The sequence below is a fragment of the Bacillus sp. FSL W7-1034 genome (assembly GCF_038593365.1).
GTDB classification, from domain to species: domain Bacteria; phylum Bacillota; class Bacilli; order Bacillales; family Bacillaceae; genus Bacillus; species Bacillus altitudinis.
Genome location: NZ_CP151989.1, coordinates 2,634,453 through 2,653,428, shown reverse-complemented (window position 1 = coordinate 2,653,428; position 18,976 = coordinate 2,634,453). Strand labels below are relative to the sequence as shown.

17 protein-coding genes are annotated in these 18,976 nt (G+C 41.5%); 12 read left to right on the top strand and 5 right to left on the bottom strand.

Features of this window, described 5'->3' with window-relative positions:
- Positions 1–223 precede the first annotated feature (223 nt).
- The 7 genes from NST73_RS13620 to NST73_RS13590 all read left to right on the top strand — a co-directional run bounded on the left by NST73_RS13620 (position 224) and on the right by NST73_RS13590 (position 7,403).
- Positions 224–1,408 carry an acetate kinase gene (locus NST73_RS13620; RefSeq protein WP_024718669.1) on the top strand — a complete coding sequence of 395 codons (1,185 nt, stop codon included), beginning with the start codon at positions 224–226 and terminating at the stop codon, positions 1,406–1,408.
- Positions 1,409–1,507: 99 nt separating this feature from the next.
- The gene (locus NST73_RS13615) at positions 1,508–2,023 is read left to right on the top strand and encodes a molybdenum cofactor biosynthesis protein B (RefSeq protein WP_024718668.1); all 516 of its coding nucleotides are present in this window, start codon (positions 1,508–1,510) and stop codon (positions 2,021–2,023) included.
- Positions 2,024–2,196: 173 nt separating this feature from the next.
- Positions 2,197–3,408, top strand: a complete 1,212-nt coding sequence (locus tag NST73_RS13610; protein ID WP_017358278.1) for an argininosuccinate synthase — start codon at positions 2,197–2,199, stop codon at positions 3,406–3,408.
- Complete coding sequence (gene argH, locus NST73_RS13605) at positions 3,405–4,778, top strand: argininosuccinate lyase (RefSeq protein ID WP_008343150.1); 1,374 nt, start codon at positions 3,405–3,407, stop codon at positions 4,776–4,778. Before NST73_RS13610 ends, argH begins: the two co-directional genes overlap by 4 nt.
- Before the next feature lie 118 nt (positions 4,779–4,896).
- Positions 4,897–5,802, top strand: a complete 906-nt coding sequence (locus tag NST73_RS13600; protein WP_144679979.1) for a phosphotransferase — start codon at positions 4,897–4,899, stop codon at positions 5,800–5,802.
- Positions 5,803–5,897: 95 nt separating this feature from the next.
- Positions 5,898–6,653, top strand: a complete 756-nt coding sequence (locus NST73_RS13595; RefSeq protein WP_008343153.1) for an SDR family oxidoreductase — start codon at positions 5,898–5,900, stop codon at positions 6,651–6,653.
- Positions 6,654–6,719: 66 nt separating this feature from the next.
- Positions 6,720–7,403: a metal-dependent hydrolase gene (locus tag NST73_RS13590; protein WP_035391153.1), complete on the top strand. Its 684-nt coding sequence runs from the start codon at positions 6,720–6,722 to the stop codon at positions 7,401–7,403.
- Positions 7,404–7,998: 595 nt separating this feature from the next.
- Here NST73_RS13590 and NST73_RS13585 read toward each other — a convergent pair.
- A complete protein-coding gene (locus tag NST73_RS13585) occupies positions 7,999–8,586 on the bottom strand; it encodes a TetR/AcrR family transcriptional regulator (protein WP_235672207.1) in 588 nt (195 codons plus the stop codon).
- Positions 8,587–8,867: 281 nt separating this feature from the next.
- On the opposite strand from NST73_RS13585, the gene NST73_RS13580 reads away from it, so the two are divergent.
- From NST73_RS13580 to NST73_RS13570, 3 genes are all read left to right on the top strand, one after another.
- A complete protein-coding gene (locus NST73_RS13580; RefSeq protein WP_144679811.1) occupies positions 8,868–9,809 on the top strand; it encodes an oxidoreductase in 942 nt (313 codons plus the stop codon).
- A 333-nt stretch (positions 9,810–10,142) separates the two neighbouring features.
- On the top strand, positions 10,143–10,856 hold the full coding sequence (locus NST73_RS13575) for a DsbA family oxidoreductase (RefSeq protein WP_144679813.1): 714 nt from the start codon (positions 10,143–10,145) through the stop codon (positions 10,854–10,856).
- Between the two features lie 423 nt (positions 10,857–11,279).
- Positions 11,280–12,602: a CBS domain-containing protein gene (locus NST73_RS13570; RefSeq protein ID WP_017358275.1), complete on the top strand. Its 1,323-nt coding sequence runs from the start codon at positions 11,280–11,282 to the stop codon at positions 12,600–12,602.
- A 201-nt stretch (positions 12,603–12,803) separates the two neighbouring features.
- On the opposite strand, the gene NST73_RS13565 is transcribed toward NST73_RS13570, so the two are convergent.
- Positions 12,804–13,106 carry a YtpI family protein gene (locus tag NST73_RS13565; protein WP_008343164.1) on the bottom strand — a complete coding sequence of 101 codons (303 nt, stop codon included), beginning with the start codon at positions 13,104–13,106 and terminating at the stop codon, positions 12,804–12,806.
- A 147-nt stretch (positions 13,107–13,253) separates the two neighbouring features.
- Here NST73_RS13565 and NST73_RS13560 point away from each other — a divergent pair, with 147 nt between their 5' ends.
- Positions 13,254–14,195: a bifunctional oligoribonuclease/PAP phosphatase NrnA gene (locus tag NST73_RS13560; protein WP_025207776.1), complete on the top strand. Its 942-nt coding sequence runs from the start codon at positions 13,254–13,256 to the stop codon at positions 14,193–14,195.
- A gap of 49 nt (positions 14,196–14,244) precedes the next feature.
- On the opposite strand, the gene NST73_RS13555 is transcribed toward NST73_RS13560, so the two are convergent.
- The 3 genes from NST73_RS13555 to NST73_RS13545 all read right to left on the bottom strand — a co-directional run bounded on the left by NST73_RS13555 (position 14,245) and on the right by NST73_RS13545 (position 15,381).
- On the bottom strand, positions 14,245–14,430 hold the full coding sequence (locus tag NST73_RS13555) for a hypothetical protein (RefSeq protein WP_008346082.1): 186 nt from the start codon (positions 14,428–14,430) through the stop codon (positions 14,245–14,247).
- Between the two features lie 109 nt (positions 14,431–14,539).
- Positions 14,540–15,043 (bottom strand): sporulation membrane protein YtrI, encoded by a 504-nt coding sequence (ytrI, locus tag NST73_RS13550; RefSeq protein ID WP_007501718.1) that lies wholly within the window; start codon positions 15,041–15,043, stop codon positions 14,540–14,542.
- Positions 15,040–15,381 (bottom strand): YtrH family sporulation protein, encoded by a 342-nt coding sequence (locus NST73_RS13545; protein WP_007501717.1) that lies wholly within the window; start codon positions 15,379–15,381, stop codon positions 15,040–15,042. The genes ytrI and NST73_RS13545 overlap by 4 nt, the downstream gene beginning before the upstream one ends.
- A 137-nt stretch (positions 15,382–15,518) precedes the next feature.
- On the opposite strand from NST73_RS13545, the gene dnaE reads away from it, so the two are divergent.
- Positions 15,519–18,854, top strand: a complete 3,336-nt coding sequence (gene dnaE, locus NST73_RS13540) for a DNA polymerase III subunit alpha (protein WP_342499151.1) — start codon at positions 15,519–15,521, stop codon at positions 18,852–18,854.
- The last annotated feature ends 122 nt before the right edge of the window (positions 18,855–18,976 follow it).

Sequence of the window (18,976 nt, the reverse complement as noted above, 5' to 3'; positions counted from 1 at the left end):
TGATGTCTGGCTATTTTATTATTCAGAAAATAACGACTTATTGATGTAAGCGGTAACAGTTCGAAGGTGTACTTGAAATGCAAAGTTTTCAATGTTTAAATGAAAAAGTCAGATATTTTTCGGACTTATCGTTAAACTATAAAAGACCCGTTCAAACAGGTTGAATATAGCACCGAAAAAACGTGAAACCTTATATAACAACTGAGTAAAAGGAGCGACAGTAATGTCCAAAATTATTGCAATCAACGCAGGAAGCTCATCTCTTAAATTTCAATTGTTCGACATGCCAGAAGAAACCGTTTTAACAAAAGGTCTTGTTGAAAGAATCGGAATGGACAACAGTATCTTCACGATTTCTGTAGATGGAGAAAAGAAAACAGAAGTCACAGATATTCCAGATCATGCAGTAGCGGTTAAAATGCTGCTTGAAAAACTAATTGAATTTAACATCATCAAAGACTTTAATGAAATTGATGGCGTAGGACACCGCGTCGTTCACGGCGGAGAAAAATTCAGCGATTCTGTTGTTTTAACAGATGAAGTCATTAAAGACATTGATCAGCTTTCAGAGCTTGCACCACTTCACAACCCTGCAAACGTTGTAGGAATCAAAGCATTCAAACAAATTCTGCCTGACGTACCAGCGATTGCTGTGTTCGATACAGCGTTCCACCAAACAATGCCAGAGCAGTCTTACCTATACAGCCTTCCGTACGACTACTACAAAAACTTTGGTATTCGTAAATACGGATTCCACGGGACAAGCCATAAGTTCGTAACAGAGCGTGCAGCAGAGCTATTAGGCCGTCCTCTTGAAGAGCTTCGTTTGATTTCTTGCCACCTTGGAAATGGTGCAAGTATCGCAGCAGTTGAAGGCGGAAAATCAATCGATACGTCAATGGGCTTCACACCACTTGCGGGTGTTGCAATGGGAACACGTTCAGGTAACATTGACCCTGCCCTTATTCCATTTATTATGGAGAAAACAGGACATACAGCTGAAGAAGTACTTTCTACTTTAAATAAGAAGAGTGGTCTTTTAGGTGTGTCTGGTCTTTCAAGTGATCTTCGTGATATCGAAGAAGCGACAGAAGAAGGAAACGACCGTGCTGAAGTAGCACTAGATATTTTTGCAAGCCGTATTCATAAATACATCGGTTCTTATGCAGCGAGAATGAATGGTGTAGATGCCATCATCTTCACAGCTGGAATCGGTGAAAACAGCTCAGAAGTGAGAGCACGTGTACTTCGTGGTCTAGAATTCATGGGCGTATATTGGGATCCATCTCTTAACAACATGAGAGGCGAAGAAGCATTCATCAGCTACCCTCACTCTCCTGTAAAAGTCATCGTGATTCCAACGAACGAAGAAGTTATGATTGCAAGAGACGTTATGCGTTTAGCGTAACATCCTTTTGAAGCTCTTTTCCTCAGCGGAAAAGGGCTTTTTTCTATTGAAATCAGCATGCTATAATGTGAGGCAATATGAAAGGAGCGGTGTGAAGATATGAGCGTCGAAGAACATAAACGCGAAGCGAAAACGAGGCTTCATGTAAAAGTCATTACCGTCAGTGATACAAGGACAAAAGAAACAGATAAAAGCGGCCGTCTAATGATTGATTTGCTCAAAGAACAAGGGCACCTTATTCTTGCATACGATATTGTGAAAGATCACATTGGAGCGATTCAAGATGCCGTTTTAGAAGGAACAAGTGAAGCGAAGATTGATGCCGTCTTGTTAAACGGGGGAACTGGTATTGCAGCAAGGGACGTCACGATTGAATCCATTACACCTCTTTTCTCAAAAGAGCTGCCGGGCTTTGGAGAAATTTTTCGCATGCTGAGCTATACAGAAGATATTGGATCAGCCGCTATCTTATCTAGAGCGACGGCAGGGGTGATTAACCAAAAAGCCGTTTTTGCCACACCAGGCTCTACCGGAGCAGTTCGGTTAGCCATGACCAAACTCATTATTCCAGAGCTTCCTCATGTCTTGCGAGAGCTTGAAAAAGATCAAAAATAGCCCAAAATGACTCTGCCAAGAAAATTTGGCAGAGTTTTTTTCATAAAGGGGTTGAAAAAACAATTTTTCCTTGTTACAGTGTATACATACTAAATGCATGTTTATAAATTAAAACTTATTTTTATGCAAAAAACATTCACAGAATCAAAACAAGCGAGAGGAGCTTTTCAAACATGTCACAAAATAAAAAAGTCGTATTAGCATATTCCGGAGGTCTTGATACCTCTGTTGCAGTTAAATGGTTACAGGAGCAAGGTTACGAAGTTGTTGCTTGCTGCCTGGACGTAGGTGAAGGAAAAGATTTAGCATTCGTTCAACAAAAAGCACTTCAAGTCGGAGCTGTTCAATCTTACATGATCGACGCAAAAGAAGAGTTTGCTGAAGAATTTGCACTTGCTGCACTGCAAGCACACACGATGTATGAAGGGAAATACCCACTCGTGTCTGCACTATCTCGTCCGCTCATTGCCAAAAAGTTAGTGGAAGTCGCAGAGAAAGAAAATGCCGTAGCCGTTGCACACGGATGTACAGGTAAAGGAAACGACCAAGTTCGTTTTGAAGTATCAATCAAAGCATTGAATCCAGACCTAGAAGTTCTTGCACCAGTGCGTGAATGGAAATGGTCTCGTGATGAAGAAATCGACTATGCACAAAAGCACGGGATTCCAATTCCGATTAACTTAGACAGCCCATATTCAATTGACCAAAACCTTTGGGGCAGAAGTAACGAATGTGGTATTTTAGAAGATCCTTGGGCAGCGCCGCCAGAAGGTGCTTATGATCTGACAAATCCACTTGAAAAAACACCTGACACACCTGAAATCATTGAAATCACGTTTGAAAAAGGAAAACCAACAGCCATTGACGGAATCCAGTATTCATTATCTGATCTCATCCTTCATTTAAATGAAGTTGCTGGCCAGCATGGTGTAGGCAGAATCGATCATGTTGAAAACCGTCTTGTTGGAATCAAATCTCGTGAAGTGTATGAGTGCCCAGGTGCAGTTACATTGTTAAAAGCACACAAAGAACTTGAAGACTTAACGCTTGTCAAAGAAGTAGCACACTTTAAGCCAATCGTTGAACAAAAAATGGCTGAATTAATATACAACGGCTTATGGTTCTCACCACTTAAAGGAGCACTAGATGCATTCTTACAAGAAACGCAAAAGAACGTAACAGGTGTTGTACGTGTGAAACTATTTAAAGGCCATGCCATTGTAGAAGGACGTAAATCACCATATTCACTTTATGATGAAAATCTAGCAACTTACACAAAAGCAGATGAATTCGATCATGATGCAGCTGTAGGATTTATTAACCTTTGGGGTTTACCAACAAAAGTAAACAGCATCGTGAACAAAAAGGAGCAGGTTAAAGCATGAAAAAGCTTTGGGGAGGCCGATTTCAAAAAACACCAGAAAAATGGGTCGATGAGTTTGGTGCATCCATTCATTTCGACAAACAATTAGTCAAAGAAGATCTGACCGGCTCCCTTGCCCATGCAAGTATGCTGAATAAATGCGGTATCATCGGTGATGAGGAGGCCGCTGCAATCAAAGACGGACTGAATACGCTCATGAAAAAGGCAGAGGCGGATGAACTCGATTTCTCAGTAGATTATGAGGACATTCATTTAAACCTTGAAAAAATGCTCATTGATGAGATTGGTCCGCTTGGCGGCAAATTGCACACAGCGAGAAGCCGGAATGATCAGGTCGCAACCGATATGCATTTATATTTGAATAACCAAGTAGAGCATATCATTGAGCTGATCTCTTCTTTTCAAACAGTGCTTGTAGAAAAAGCTGAACAGCACGTTGAAACGATTTTTCCAGGATATACGCACTTACAGCGTGCACAGCCTATCTCCTTTGCTCATCATATGCTCGCCTACTTTTGGATGCTTGAGCGGGACAAAGCGCGTTTTCAAGATTCATTGAAGCGGATTAATGTGTCACCACTTGGATGCGGGGCGTTAGCAGGAACGACATTCCCAATTGATCGTGAATATACAGCAGAGCTTCTTGGCTTTGACCATATTTACGAGAACAGCCTTGATGGCGTGAGTGATCGTGATTTCATTTTAGAGTTCTTGTCTAATAGCAGTCTTGTGATGATGCACCTCTCACGTCTTTGTGAAGAAATCATTTTATGGTGCTCTCAAGAATTCAAATTCATTGAGCTTGATGACACGTACGCAACAGGCAGCAGCATGATGCCGCAAAAGAAAAACCCGGATATGGCTGAATTGATCCGCGGAAAAACAGGCAGGGTATATGGCAACCTGATGGGGCTGCTCACGATTATGAAAGGCTTGCCGCTTACGTATAACAAAGACTTGCAAGAAGATAAAGAAGGCATGTTTGATACGGTGAAAACGATCGCTGGTAGCCTGCAAATCTTCACAGGCATGATTCAAACGATGACAGTGAACGAAGATGTCATGAAAAAAGCAACAAAAGAAGATTTCTCAAATGCGACCGAAGTGGCAGACTACCTTGCGAAAAAAGGTATGCCATTCCGTGAAGCACACGAAATCGTTGGGAAGCTTGTGTATACATGCATTCAAAAAGGCATCTACTTAAGTGACCTTCCATTTGAAACATTTACAGAAGCAAGCGGCCTCTTTGAACAAGACATTTACACTGTTCTTGATCCGTATGTTGCTGTTGAAAAAAGAACAAGTGCAGGTGGAACTGGATTTAAACAAATTCAGCTCGCTTTAGAAAAAGCAAAAGCCTGCCTAGCGTAATTCGCCAAAACCATTCGTTTATACGGATGGTTTTTTTCATGGGAAAAAGGAGATTGATCTTCACTGGAGAAAATGAAAGCATACCAGTGTCAAGCTGAATAAGGAGTGACAACAGTTCATGAAGAAAACGCTTCAGGCTTTGTTTGATCAGCCTATCGTATCAGTGAAAACGTTAGGAGAACCATACGACGGCCGGGCTAATGATGTGTGGCTGATTTCCTTACAAGACCAGACGGAATATGTAGTGAAATCTCCTAAAACTGCAAGAGAAGAAAGTGAATTTGTGTATGGGATCAACATGATTTATGGAGTAGATGCCCGTACTGTACAGGAGCATCTTGATGAAATCAATGAAAAGCTGGCTCATACGAATTCCTTTCATATTCCGAAAGTTGTTCGTAAAGTGAAGAAGGCGGGGAAACACTTTTATGTCATGGAAAAAGTAGAAGGAATCCCTTTAACATCTTTTGAGGGCCGTTCAGCACAATTCTATAGGGATTACGGGAGGAAACTAGCGCATCTTCATTCATATCAAACAAACTTTTTCGGTGCAGTATACGGGGGAGAAAAGAGACATTTGAGAGAATTCCATGCGCTGTTAAAAAAGGCAGTTTCCAAACTCATCAGCCACTATTACGCTGATCAGCCTGAATATCAGAATTATGCAGAAAAGGTGCAGCAAAAGCTTGAAAAGCTAAGTCCTCCTGATGCAGCCAGTCTCATTTTAATTGATTTAGACCCATCGCAATATATTGAAGACGATGATCAAGTGACGAGTCTAGTTGATACGGAATATGTCGTATTTGGACCAGCTGCGTTTGATTTGATTGCACTCGAATACCTTTTGACGAAAGAAGCTGCACAAGCGGTTCAATTAGGGTATGAAGAGATTTGCCCGCTTCCTCGCCAGCTTCATGAGGTGAGAGAATGCTATCGGTTTGTTTCGCTGCTTCTCGATATCCATGGCTCATGGGATATGAAAAAGTGGATGAATCACCCTATACGTTTTTCCCCTCACTGTTAAAGGGTTCAAAAGTGCGAAGGGAGCCGGTTTATAGTAAAGTAAAGATAACAAAAGAAACACATGAACTTGCAACCTTTGTTTTAGGAGGAGATTGTGTGCGACACGCATTAATAACAGCGGGTTCTAAAGGACTTGGCAGGAAAGTCACCGAGTCTTTACTGAATATGGGGTATTCTGTGACAGTCAATTATCGAAGTGATGATGAAGCTGTCCGGCAGATGAAAGAAGAACTGCAAGAATACGAAGAAAAGCTTCAATTTGTCCAAGGCGATGTGACAAACAAAGAAGATTTAAAAAACATGGTCGAGCTGGCAGCAGAGCGATTTGGGCGGATTGATGCCTTGATCAATAATGCTGGACCTTATATTTTTGAACGAAAAAAACTCGCGGATTACTCTGAAGACGAATGGTATCAAATGATGGAAGGCAACCTATCCGCAGTGTTCCATTTGTTCCGAATGGTGATCCCTATGATGAGAAAACAAGGCTTTGGCCGGATTATCACATATGGCTTCCAAGGAGCAGACCATGCGCCAGGCTGGATGCACAGATCAGCTTTCGGAGCGGCAAAAGTGGGCCTTGCGTCATTGACGAAAACCATTGCGATTGAAGAAGCCGAAAACGGCATCACCGCTAATATGGTGTGTCCAGGCAAAATCGTTGGAGACATGAAAGAATCAACGATAGAGGAAGCACGTCAGATAAAAGACGATGAAACACCGATTGGTCGGTCTGGGACAGGTGAGGATATCGGTCGTATCATTTCATTTCTATGTGATGACCGTTCAGACCTCATTACAGGAACCGTCATTGAAGCAACAGGTGGTCTTAATGTAATTCACAGGCACTAAGTTTTTCAGCTTTTTATAGAGGGAATAGACAAAATGAGTTCAAATTCGAAAGGTGGATATATTTACATGAAAGCTACATATCATGGACATTCAGTCGTACACATTGAAACAAACGGATACCATATTTGGATTGATCCATTTTTAAATGGAAATAAGCACACGGATATCAAACCGCAAGATGTGAAAGCAGATGTGATTTTGCTCACGCACGGGCATGGAGATCACGTCGGAGACACGATTGAAATCGCTAAAAATAATGACGCACTCGTGATTGCGCCATTCGAACTTGCCACTTATTTAGGCTGGCAAGGGGTGAAAACACACCCGCTTTCTATTGGTGGCGGACGTGAATTTGAATTTGGTAAAGTCAAGCTGACGCAAGCGTTCCATGGCTCAGCGGTCATTGATGAAGAATCCAAAACGATTACGTATACAGGGATGCCATCCGGTATTTTATTTACTGCTGAAGGCAAAACAATTTATCATGCTGGAGACACGGCTCTCTTCTCGGATATGAAACTCATTGGGGAGCTGAATCATATTGAGCTCGCCTTCCTGCCAATAGGTGATAACTTCACAATGGGACCAGACGATGCAAGAATCGCAGCAGAGTGGCTTCGTGCGAAACAAGTCGTACCGATTCATTACAGTACATTCCCGCCGATTGAGCAAGATCCTCATGCGTTTGCAGACAGCTTGCATGGCGGCGTGGGTCACGTATTAAACAGCGGAGAATCCATCGATATTTAATCAAGATGCAGAAAAACCGGCACACAAATATTGGCTTCAGTGTGTAGATAAACCCACGCATTTGTTGTCAGGTCTGCGCGCCGGTGCTCACGAATGTCAAATTCGCTCCGCTCCTGAGCTAGACCTTCCTAGACTGCAAAGGTTTTCTATCACGCTAAAAAGAAGGCAAAGGGCTAAAATAGAGTACATTTTAGCCCTTTGCCAATAATCTAGGGGTAAGTCCGAGATAAGGTCCAAAAAGCGCCATGCAGATGCAAGAAAATGTAAATAAAAGTACATAAGCCCTTATTATGCTTTTAGCTTTCCGTATAAGCCCTCCTGTAATATGGCAATAAAGTTATTTAATTTTAAAGTCTCAAACATGCATAGCCCCGTTCTAAATTTAGGACGGGGTTAAAACTGTAGTTATTTAATTTTTGATGTAAGATAATTCACTACACTAAAAATTTAACAATAAAGTCGTTTGAAAATCTAAGTTTTATTCAACAATAGTGCCCGATTGTTAAATTACGATGACTGGAGTTTTTAACTTATTATCATAAAACAGTTAATACCAAAAGTTTATCGCTACTTTTTATAATTAACATAAGTTTCTTTAAAAGAAATATTTACTCATGCCATTTCTAAAGATAGGCAGGGTCTTAGTCACTAGCTCTTCTGATGAAATAAGTCTTCCATCCTTATTCCATGTGTATGCAGCTCCGTATATCCCCCAACTTAGCATAGTAGATAGGGTTGTTACCATTTGTTTATCCTCTAATTCTATGATGTTGTTAGTTCCTTTTAGCATAAGATCAGCTATTAGCTTCTGTAACTCCTCTTTAATTTTACTTTCGATAATAGTTCCTAAAGATTGATAACCTTTAGGACATAGGTCGCTTATCTCTTTATGGTGATCACACATGGCTAGAAAAATATTTGCAATGACTTTTTCATTGAATCCATCGTGATCATTGAGTCTTTTTTTCAATTTGTCTGTAAATGTATTGGTGATTGTAGAATGTAACAAATCAAATTTATCGTCAAAGTGCGCATAAAATGTAGCCCGGTTAATAGTAGCCTTTTCTGTGATATCACGTACCGTTATATGGTTGAAATCTTTTTCACTAGCTAACGAAAGAAAAGAGTCTACAATCAATTGTCTTGTACGAAGGATTCTCGGATCTTTTTTTGGCATAATCATTTTTTCTTCTCCTTTTAGGGTTCATCATCTTGTCTAAAAACGACAATACATTAGAAGTGTTGGGTAAACAACATGTTAGCCATTTTGGTGGTTGTTGATAGTTCTTTTTCATCTTATCATCAATTATACAACGTATGTTGCTTAAATAACACATGTTTTTTGGGGAGGGTTTTATCAAGCTAATTATTGTGATCATTCAGAATCATACCCAAAAATTGAAAAGACAATTGGTTGTTAATAAATAAAATAGTACCTATCATAACACAAGGAGGCAGAAGACCATGAACATCACTATTTTTGAGGCAAGCGGTCACACAGGATTTACGGATGAAAATGTACCTGACCAATCGGGCAAATGCATCATCGTCACCGGGGCCAATACTGGAATTGGCTTCGAAGTATCGCAAGTGCTTGCAGCACGAGGTGCACGTGTGCTGCTGGCCTGCCGCAACCATGCGAAGGCGAAAGAAGCCATGGATCGGATTCGGAGGAAGACCCCGGGAGCGGACCTAGCTTTCCTGCCCCTCGACTTGGCGGATATGGAGAGTGTGCGGAGTGCAGCTGAATTGGCCGCCAAGGAACCACGCATCGATGTATTGATCAACAATGCCGGCGTGCAAGGTTCGAAACTGAGGCACACTGTGCAAGGCTTCGAGCTGACGTTCGGCGTCAATCACCTTGGCTGTTTCGCGTTCACCACGCTGTTGCTGCCCAAGCTCATGGAAACGCCTGGGTCGCGCATCGTCGTCACGAGTAGCGGTCAACACAAAGACGCGAAAATCGAGTGGGAAGACCTTAATGCAGAAAAGAGCTACAAATGGCTCCCGCGCTATGGCGCCAGTAAGCTCGCGAATATGCTCTTCGTCTTCGAGCTGGACCGGCGGTTGCGGGCGGCGGGATCACCAGTAACAGTCGTGGCTTGTCACCCGGGCCTTGTGGGAACGGACCTTGGACGCGATAACATGGCTGGCAAAGTAATGATGCCGTTGATCGGCCTGTTCTTTGCCAAACCGGCCATGGGTGCCTGGGGCGCGTTGCACGCAGCCACAGGGAAGATAAAGCCAGGCGGCTATTACGGGCCGTCAGGATTAGGCGAGTTGCGGGGACCTTCCCGTGAATGTTCCCGCTCAGAGGAGGCGAAAGATCCGAAGCTTGCCAAGCGACTGTGGGATGTATCCGTTGATATGACAGGGATCGATCCCGGCTTGCCTCCTGTAATTTGAAACTGTACTTTTGTTTATAACAAGAGAAAGGGTGTAGTGAACAAGATATCTCCATTGGGGTATAATCCGGCATCAATCACCAAAAATGAAGAAGATGGAAGGAATAATTAAACAATCGAACCTAGATAGGACGGTTGTACGAATGAATAATCCTAATGTCAAACACAAAGGGCAATCTTATGATTATTCATTCGGCGATTGGTAAAGCTAAACTATCCGCCACTAGGGAAAATGTGGTGAAATTCATATATGCCGCTACTCAGCAAAGCCAATTGAACAGAAAAATGCCCATTGTCTATAATAATTAAATCAGCTTAAAAGGGAGCATTCAAAATGAAAATTGAGATATGGTCGGATTATGTTTGTCCTTTTTGTTATATTGGCAAACGTAAATTTGAAATAGGGTTAGAACAGTTTGAACATAAAGAAGAGGTAGAAGTCGTATTTCGTAGTTTTCAATTAGATCCATATGCGAAAAAAAATACAGGGATGGATATCCATCAAGTATTATCTTCAAAACATGGTATCCCATATGAAAAAGCAAAAGCGTTAAATGATCACATGGTGCAACAAGCGAAAACAGTTGGATTAGATTATCAAATGGATAAAATGATTCCTACAAATTCATATGATGCACATCGTCTTTCTTATTATGCAAAAGAGAAAGGTAAAATGAAGGAGTTCATAGAGCGTATTATGAAAGCTCACTTCACGGATTCACTAGACATCGGTGACCATGCAACACTTGTTCAACTTGCAAGTGAGATAGGTCTTGATGTCAACGAAGCTTTGGATGTTTTAGTAAATGATAAATATAACGAGAATATTGCAGCTGATAAAGCCGAGGGATCGAATATTGGGATTCAAGGTGTGCCCTTTTTCGTAGTGAATGACAAATATGCCATCTCAGGAGCGCAACCTAGCCAAGTATTTTTAGAAACATTACAAAATGTTTGGCAAGAAGATTACGCGAAGGCTAAGGCTGAAGAGCATAAATTAGAGCCGTCGCTCGATGATTATTGTTCAGATGGAACATGTAAATTTTAATGACTTTTCAAAAAGGTTTTGATTTGTTTAGATGGAACTTTGTTTTGGGGAATAAGTTTTGGGGAATAAGTTTTGGAACTAACATAGACCCGGATGACCTAAGTGTATTTAGTCCTTATCTTAAGGAACGATTACATCATTGATTTAGAAGAACTGCCTGAACCTTTAGTTTAGATGAAAGGCTGGGGTTAGGGTTTAAAACAGCTTAATGGAGGGCCTTTGTGTTCTTTTTTCATTTTTTTACATTTGTATGGCGCTTTTTGGACTTATCTCGGATTTCCCCCATCTAAAACCGGCACAAAAAAGCCGGTTTTTTTGTTTGCCTTTATTGTGCTCGTGTAAAAGACAAATTGCTATTAAAAGCCTCCTGCCTTTATAATGAAATATAGATGAAAACGCTGAAAACAAAAAGGGTGAACGGGATTGGCGACAAAGCATGAGCAAATTTTATCGTATATTGATTCATTGGATGTCGGAGAGAAAATTTCTGTCCGGCGTATAGCGAAAGAAATGAAAGTCAGTGAAGGCACGGCTTACCGGGCTATTAAGGATGCTGAAAATAAAGGGTTCGTGAGCACCATTGAACGAGTCGGTACCATTCGAATTGAACAGAAGAAAAAAGAAAATATTGAAAAGCTGACATATGCGGAAGTCGTCAATGTCATTGATGGTCAGGTACTTGGCGGACGAGCCGGCTTACATAAAACGTTAAATAAATTTGTCATCGGTGCAATGGAACTGGATGCGATGATGCGATACACAGCAGCAGGCAACCTGTTAATCGTCGGAAACCGAATCAATGCTCACCGGCAAGCATTAGAGGCGGGAGCGGCTGTGCTGGTCACGGGCGGATTCTCAACAGATGATGAAATTATTCAGCTCGCAGATGAGCTTGAGCTGCCCATTTTATCAACAAGCTACGATACATTTACCGTAGCGGCTCTCATTAACCGGGCCATTTATGACCAGTTGATTAAAAAAGAAATTGTGCTTGTGGAGGATATTTTAACGCCGATAGAACGGACCGTCTATTTATCGCCAGAAGACAAACTTGAGAAATGGTATGAAAAGAATTATGAAACCGGGCACGGCCGGTTCCCGGTAGCAGACGATCAAATGAAAATTCACGGCATTTTGACCTCAAAGGATATTGCAGGCCATGACCGTTCTACACCGATTGAAAAGGTGATGACAAAAAATCCGCTGACCGTTATTGGCAAAACATCTGTCGCTTCAGCTGCACAAATGATGGTGTGGGAAGGTATTGAGGTACTGCCAGTTGTAAATGATCATGCGAAGCTGATTGGGATGATTAGCCGTCAGGACGTGCTGAAGGCGCTGCAAATGATTCAAAAGCAGCCGCAGGTCGGTGAAAAGTTGGATGATGTCGTGTCACGAGGATTTAAGGAGACTGAGACAGAAAAACCAAAAACAGATGCGGTGTACCAATATGAAGTCTCACCACAAATGACAAATCAACTCGGTAATATTTCGTATGGTGTGTTTACACAAATTTTAATCGAATCAGCCAACCGCTTCTTAAAGTCTCATAAAAAAGGTGAACTAATTGTAGAAAGTCTTTCTGTCTATTTCTTAAAACCGGTTCAAATGGAATCCACGATACAGATCAAACCGAATATTTTAGAAGTTGGGCGCAAGTTTGGAAAGCTGGAAGTGGAAGTTTACCATCAGTCAAATATTGTAGGCAAAGCGATGTTGATGGTGCAGCTGATGGAGAGAGGATAAATGGCAAAAAAGGGCGGCATGAATGCGCCCTTTCAGCGTGTAAACAAACCCTCGTATTCTTTATCAGTCCTGCGTGCTGGTGCTCACGAATGACAAATTCGCTCCGTAAAAGTAGCTGTCCTTCCTAGACTGCAAAGGTTTTCTAACACGCTGAAAAGAAGAGAAAGGGCTAAAATCAAGTTCATTTTAGCCCTTTCTCTATTATGCGTGGTCTTTTTCGCCTTCCTTTAAAAAGAGCGGAAGATAGTGCTTATAGGCTTTATATCCGGCCCATGTACTGCCGATACCAACTGCAACAAAAACAAACCCAATGACAAATGCGAGTGACGAGCGGTTTAAAAATAATTGATTCACACCGAAGAGCAGGACAAAGCAGCCAAGTGCCATACTTGATTTGGCAGACCAGAATTTCTTTTCGACCGGCCGGTTCGTACGGACATTCTTTGCTTTGTAGTATAAATAAAACATGGCAGAACAAATAATAAACACAATCAAAACAAGCATGTGCCAAGCCTCCATTGTAAGTGGTTACAACCCTATTTTAAACGTAAATAGGCTTGCTTACTAGAATAAATTGTCTATTCCTCACTTTTCTGTCTGGGTAGATTATGATTTAATAATAAAAAGAGTATCGCATAAGAAGGAGTATTTATGAAAAAAGAACTGATTAGAACCATATCATTATATGACACCATCATCATTCATAGACATGTAAGACCTGATCCAGACGCATATGGATCGCAGTGCGGCCTTACGGAAATCTTGCGTGCCACCTATCCAGAAAAAAATATTTATGCAACAGGAACCCCTGAGCCATCCCTTTCATTTTTATATGAATTAGATGACGTGCCGGATGAAGTGTACAAAGGTGCTCTTGTCATTGTCTGTGACACTGCGAATCAAGCAAGAATTGATGATCAGCGCTATTCAATGGGCGATAAACTGATGAAAATTGATCATCATCCGAATGAAGATCCGTATGGTGATTTGCTTTGGGTTGATACAGAAGCAAGCTCTGTCAGTGAAATGATTTATGAGCTGTATTTAGAGGGGAAAGAAGAAGGATATCAGCTGAATACAAAGGCGGCAGAACTCATTTATGCCGGCATTGTAGGAGACACAGGCCGTTTCCTTTTCCCAAACACAACGAAAAAGACACTCAAATATGCGGGTGAACTCATCGAATATCCGTTTTCATCATCAGACCTTTTCAATCAATTGTATGAGACGGATTTGAATGTCGTGAAATTAAATGGCTATATTTTTCAACATATCTCTTTATCAGAGAATGGCGTAGCTTCTGTTTTTATTAAACGTGACATTTTGGAGTCGTTCCAAACAACAGCGCAGCAAGCCTCACAGCTTGTTGGGACACTTGGAAATATTGCAGGGATTAAGGCATGGGTCTTTTTTGTGGAAGAGAACGATCAGATTCGTGTGAGATTCCGCTCAAAAGGCGTCGTCATTAACACCATTGCTAAAAAATATCATGGCGGAGGTCACCCGCTTGCAGCCGGTGCGTCCATATATGATTGGGCAGTTGCAGATGAGATTTTGCGTGATTTAGAAGAAGTATGTAAATCATCATCGTGAGAGAGGGGCTTCAAGTCCCCCTCTCTTTTTTTGAGCTTTGAGAAAAGGGTTACTTGGATACAGGGATAAACCAGCAGCCGATGTCAGTTGAATCTTCATAGGCTTGGAGATTTTGATGCTTTAATTCTTTTTTAATTAAATGGGCCATCATTTCTGTCTCAGCATAAGCACACATGCCGTCTTTAATCCGGCTTGCTTTGTCTCGTGCCATTTGACGATAGCTGTAAACCTCCATTGTTCTCACCTCTTTCTTATAATCATCTCGTTCTTCTTTTAGTGTATAAAAATAACAAGTGAAAAGCGATCATTGAGTGCAGAAATTCATAAAAATTCCACATCATCTATTATTCAGCGAAGGAAATACGCACTTCAAGCGAAAGCTTTGTATAGATGGTCAGTTCGGTGACTTTAGCGCGGTATGCCTTTTCTCTAATCGTATATTCTTTATTTTCCACGGTCCGTTTTAAGAGCTCTTTTGTTTTATAGACACTTTCAATATCCTTTGTGATCACCTCAGAGATATCTTCTTTCACCTGATCTTCAAATTTCAAGGTATCTGGCTCCGGGATTTTGTACTGCTCTCGGTTGACGAGGTGAACGTCTACGCTCTGAATAAGCAGACGCTGCTTATTGTCTTCATTTAATTTATGCAAATCTTCCCGATAGAGTGTGATTTGTTCTTTCAGACTGTCCATATGGTGCTGCTGGCTTCTGAGCAGTGTCACTTGCTTCTCCTGAAAGGTGCCATACGTAAAGAGAAAAATCAGCCAGCTGATAATTGCGCCGAACATCATCCCAGCAAAAAAACGCTGCCAGCCTGGACGTTTATACAGCTCAGGCACCCTCATGATGACACATGCTCCTGAGTGAGCCACGTAATCAGGAGATACCCCGTTTGCGCACCGCCCATAGCAGAGATAATGAGCAAGATCTGCTTGAAAATATCACGTGTGTTCCCTTCGAAAATCCCTCTTTCAAAACTATAGACCGCATCAAAAGTTCCACCGATTGCCGCAACAAGTGCCCAAATTTTTAATCGGTTGGCAAGACTTGAAATAATTGATAGCGGCGGCTGACCAGATAAATATGCACCTACCCCGCCTATGATGGCACCGCCCAAAATAACCCCTAGTGCGATAAAATAACAGCTAATAAAGTTTGGAATAAAGGCTTCCTTCACATCCATTTTTCCCACCTCACTCTATTCAATATATGGCGAATGCTGGACAAGTATGAACGAGCGGAAAAGAAAGAACATTTGTTTCTCACCGCATCGCGTTTTATAATGAAAGAATGAATTTAGACGAAAGGAGTGGATTAAGCATGTCCTATGTTCATCTTCAGGTCCACAGTGGATACAGCTTGTTGAGCAGTGCAGCGAAGGTCAAGGAGCTCGTATTAAAGGCGAAAGAACTTGGCTATCAAGCGCTCGCTCTTACCGATGACCATGTGATGTATGGAACGGTTGAATTTTATAAGGAATGTAAAACACATGGCATCAAACCGATTATTGGTTTAACAGCTTCTGTCTTCATAGATGAACAAGAGACAGAGGCTTATCCTTTGATCCTCCTTGCCAAAAACAATGAAGGCTATCAAAACTTGATCAAAATTAGCAGTGTCTTGAAATCAAAATCAAAAACCGGCCTGAAAGAGAAATGGCTGAAAGCCTATCATCATGGCCTTATTGCCATCACACCAGGCGTATCCGGCTATATTGAAACGCTGCTGCAACATGATCAGCTAGATGAAGCAAGGGATGCAGCCAGCCATTTAAAAGATCTTTTTGGTGAGGAACATGTGTATTTAGCCGTTCAGCCGTTTCAGCAGGGCGAAGAGCTGTCTCGTAAGCTAAGGGAACTCTCAAAAAGAGCGAACATCCCGCTTGTGGCAACAGGTGATGTCCACTATATCCATCAAGAGGACAAAACCGCATATACATGTTTAAAAGCCATTAAAGCAGGCCAGCAGCTATCAGAAATTGAGGAAGATCAAGCAGACAAGCATTTCAGATCGATCGAAGAAATGATGAAGTGGTATGGTGATGATCCAGAATTGCTGGTAAGAACGGTTGAGATTGCAAACCGCTGCGAGGTCGATTTAAATCTTGGCCAGACGAAACTGCCAACCTATCCGACGCCTGATCAATCAACAGCTGATCAATTTTTACGAAGAGTGTGCCAAGAAGGCATGAAACGAAGACAGATTGCTTCAAATGACACATACATCAAAAGGCTTGAGTATGAGCTGAGCATCATTCAAAAAATGAATTTCAGTGATTATTTCCTCATTGTGTGGGATTTTATGAAGTATGCTCATGATCATGGCATTGTCACAGGTCCTGGCAGGGGATCAGCAGCAGGCTCTTTAGTTGCGTATGTTCTGTTTATTACAGATGTCGATCCGATCCGTCACGGGCTTTTATTTGAGCGTTTTTTAAATCCTGAACGAATCAGCATGCCAGATATAGATATCGATTTTCCTGACACGAGAAGAGATGAAATCATTTCATATGTAAAAGACAAATATGGGGATATGCATGTGGCGCAAATTGTCACGTTTGGAACACTTGCTGCAAAGGCAGCTTTAAGAGATGTCGGACGTGTGATGGGAATTGATTCAAAAGCAGCAGACCGCCTTGCAAAGCTCATCCCATCAAAGCCAGGGACGACACTGAAAGAAGCGGTGACAGTCTCCTCAGAATTAAAAACACTGCTCCAGCAATCTGAGGAGCTGCAAAGAGTGTTTCAAACCGCTTTAAAGGTAGAAGGATTACCAAGACATACGTCAACACATGCAGCCGGCGTTGTCCTAAGTGAGGAGCCGCTCACACAAGTCGTGCCTATTCAAGAAGGGCATGATGGAGTGTATTTGACGCAATATGCGATGAATTATTTAGAAGATCTCGGTCTTTTGAAAATGGATTTTTTAGGTTTGAGAAACTTAACATTAATTGAATCCATTAAAAACCAGATTGAAAGACAGGAAAACGTCCACATTAACTTTAGTGACATTTCATATGAAGATCAGAAAACGTTTGATTTGTTATCAGCGGGAGATACAACGGGGATTTTCCAGCTGGAGTCACAAGGTATGCGTCAGGTGCTGAGACGACTGAAACCTTCTAGTCTAGAAGATATCGTGGCTGTCAATGCCTTATACCGCCCGGGTCCGATGGAGAATATCCCGCTCTTTATCGACCGAAAGCATGGCAGAGTGAAAGTCTCCTACCCGCATCCAGATTTGTATGACATCTTAAAGGATACATATGGGGTCATCGTCTATCAGGAGCAAATCATGTTGATTGCAGCAAAGATGGCAGGCTTTCAGCTGGGCGAGGCCGATCTACTAAGAAGAGCCGTTTCAAAGAAGGATAAAAAGGTGCTTGATGAAGAGCGAAGCCATTTTGTTGAAGGATGCCTAAAAAAGGAGTATCCTGTTAACATTGCAAATGACGTTTATGACTTAATCGTCAAATTTGCAAACTATGGTTTTAATAGAAGCCATGCTGTTGCATATAGCATGATCGGCTTTCAGCTTGCTTATTTAAAAGCGCATTATCCGTTATATTTTATGTGCGGTCTTTTAACGAGTGTGATTGGAAATGAAGACAAAGTGGCTCAATATTTCTATGAGGCAAAGGAAAAAGGGATATCGGTGTTGAAGCCTTCTATTAATAAGAGCGAATTTCCATTCACGGTTGAAAAAGGGGAGATCCGCTACAGCTTAAGAGCGATTAAAAATGTCGGAGTGTCAGCTGTAAAGGATATATACAGAGCAAGACAGGAAAGGCCATTTGAAGATTTATTTGATTTTTGCGCAAGGGTATCAACAAAGAGTGTCAACCGAAAAACGATTGAAGCCCTCATTTTCTCAGGGGCAATGGATGAGCTTCATCCAAATCGTGCTTCGTTATTAGCATCGATAGATATTGCGTTAGACCATGTGTCATTTTTAACACCTGAGGATCAATTGGACTTTCTTGGGGATACAACGTTCTCCATTAAGCCAAAATATGCGGAGATAGACGAACTGCCGCTTGTCGATCTTTTGCAATTTGAGAAAGAAGCACTCGGGTTATATTTATCAAATCACCCAGTACAAGCGTATCGAGATCGCTTAAGAGAGAATGGTGCAGTGGAAATCATCAGACTTTCTTCCTATATAAAGCGGAAGATCTCAATGGGTGGTCTTTTGACAAAGGTGAAATCGATTCGGACAAAAAATGGACAATCGATGGCATTTGTCGCATTCGGGGATGAAACGGGAGAAATGGAAGGTGTCGTCTTTCCAGAGCAATTTAGAAAGCTGTCCCCCTTACTTGAGGAGGGCGCAATGCTTTATGTTGAAGGCAGAATAGATGTCAGAAATGAGAGCAGTCAAATCATCGTACAAGAAGCTGTTCTACTGGAAGAGATGGGCTCTAAAAGAAAAGAATCTGTCTACATTCGAGTCAAAGAAGAGAACCATACGCAGGAGCTGCTAGAACAAGTGAAGCGAGTAATCTCCATGCACAGGGGAGAAGCAGATGTCTATTTGTATTATGAAAAGCAAAAAAAGACGATGAGACTTCCAGATGCATACAAAGTTCATGCAGATCATGCGGTCATTTTCCAGTTAAAAGAGCTGCTAGGTGAACAAAACGTTGTGATTAAATGATGACAAATCGTCTGAATATGTTTTACAATTTCACCTATTGTGTTATCATTTTAAAGATTCTGTGTATTTAAACTGCCAAGTATGTGCTTATCAACTTAGCAATTCATTAAATCATTTTCCAC

Bases quoted from the DNA above. Each gene is read 5' to 3' on its own strand.
- NST73_RS13575 (WP_144679813.1), top strand. From the start codon at position 10,143: ATGAAAATTGAGATATGGTCGGATTATGTTTGTCCTTTTTGTTATATT.
- NST73_RS13565 (WP_008343164.1), bottom strand. From the start codon at position 13,106: ATGCTTGTTTTGATTGTGTTTATTATTTGTTCTGCCATGTTTTATTTA.
- NST73_RS13600 (WP_144679979.1), top strand. From the start codon at position 4,897: ATGAAGAAAACGCTTCAGGCTTTGTTTGATCAGCCTATCGTATCAGTG.
- NST73_RS13615 (WP_024718668.1), top strand. From the start codon at position 1,508: ATGAGCGTCGAAGAACATAAACGCGAAGCGAAAACGAGGCTTCATGTA.
- NST73_RS13545 (WP_007501717.1), bottom strand. From the start codon at position 15,381: ATGGATGTGAAGGAAGCCTTTATTCCAAACTTTATTAGCTGTTATTTT.
- NST73_RS13620 (WP_024718669.1), top strand. From the start codon at position 224: ATGTCCAAAATTATTGCAATCAACGCAGGAAGCTCATCTCTTAAATTT.
- NST73_RS13585 (WP_235672207.1), bottom strand. From the start codon at position 8,586: ATGATTATGCCAAAAAAAGATCCGAGAATCCTTCGTACAAGACAATTG.
- argH (WP_008343150.1), top strand. From the start codon at position 3,405: ATGAAAAAGCTTTGGGGAGGCCGATTTCAAAAAACACCAGAAAAATGG.
- NST73_RS13610 (WP_017358278.1), top strand. From the start codon at position 2,197: ATGTCACAAAATAAAAAAGTCGTATTAGCATATTCCGGAGGTCTTGAT.
- NST73_RS13555 (WP_008346082.1), bottom strand. From the start codon at position 14,430: ATGGAGGTTTACAGCTATCGTCAAATGGCACGAGACAAAGCAAGCCGG.
- NST73_RS13590 (WP_035391153.1), top strand. From the start codon at position 6,720: ATGAAAGCTACATATCATGGACATTCAGTCGTACACATTGAAACAAAC.
- ytrI (WP_007501718.1), bottom strand. From the start codon at position 15,043: ATGAGGGTGCCTGAGCTGTATAAACGTCCAGGCTGGCAGCGTTTTTTT.
- NST73_RS13560 (WP_025207776.1), top strand. From the start codon at position 13,254: ATGAAAAAAGAACTGATTAGAACCATATCATTATATGACACCATCATC.
- NST73_RS13580 (WP_144679811.1), top strand. From the start codon at position 8,868: ATGAACATCACTATTTTTGAGGCAAGCGGTCACACAGGATTTACGGAT.
- dnaE (WP_342499151.1), top strand. From the start codon at position 15,519: ATGTCCTATGTTCATCTTCAGGTCCACAGTGGATACAGCTTGTTGAGC.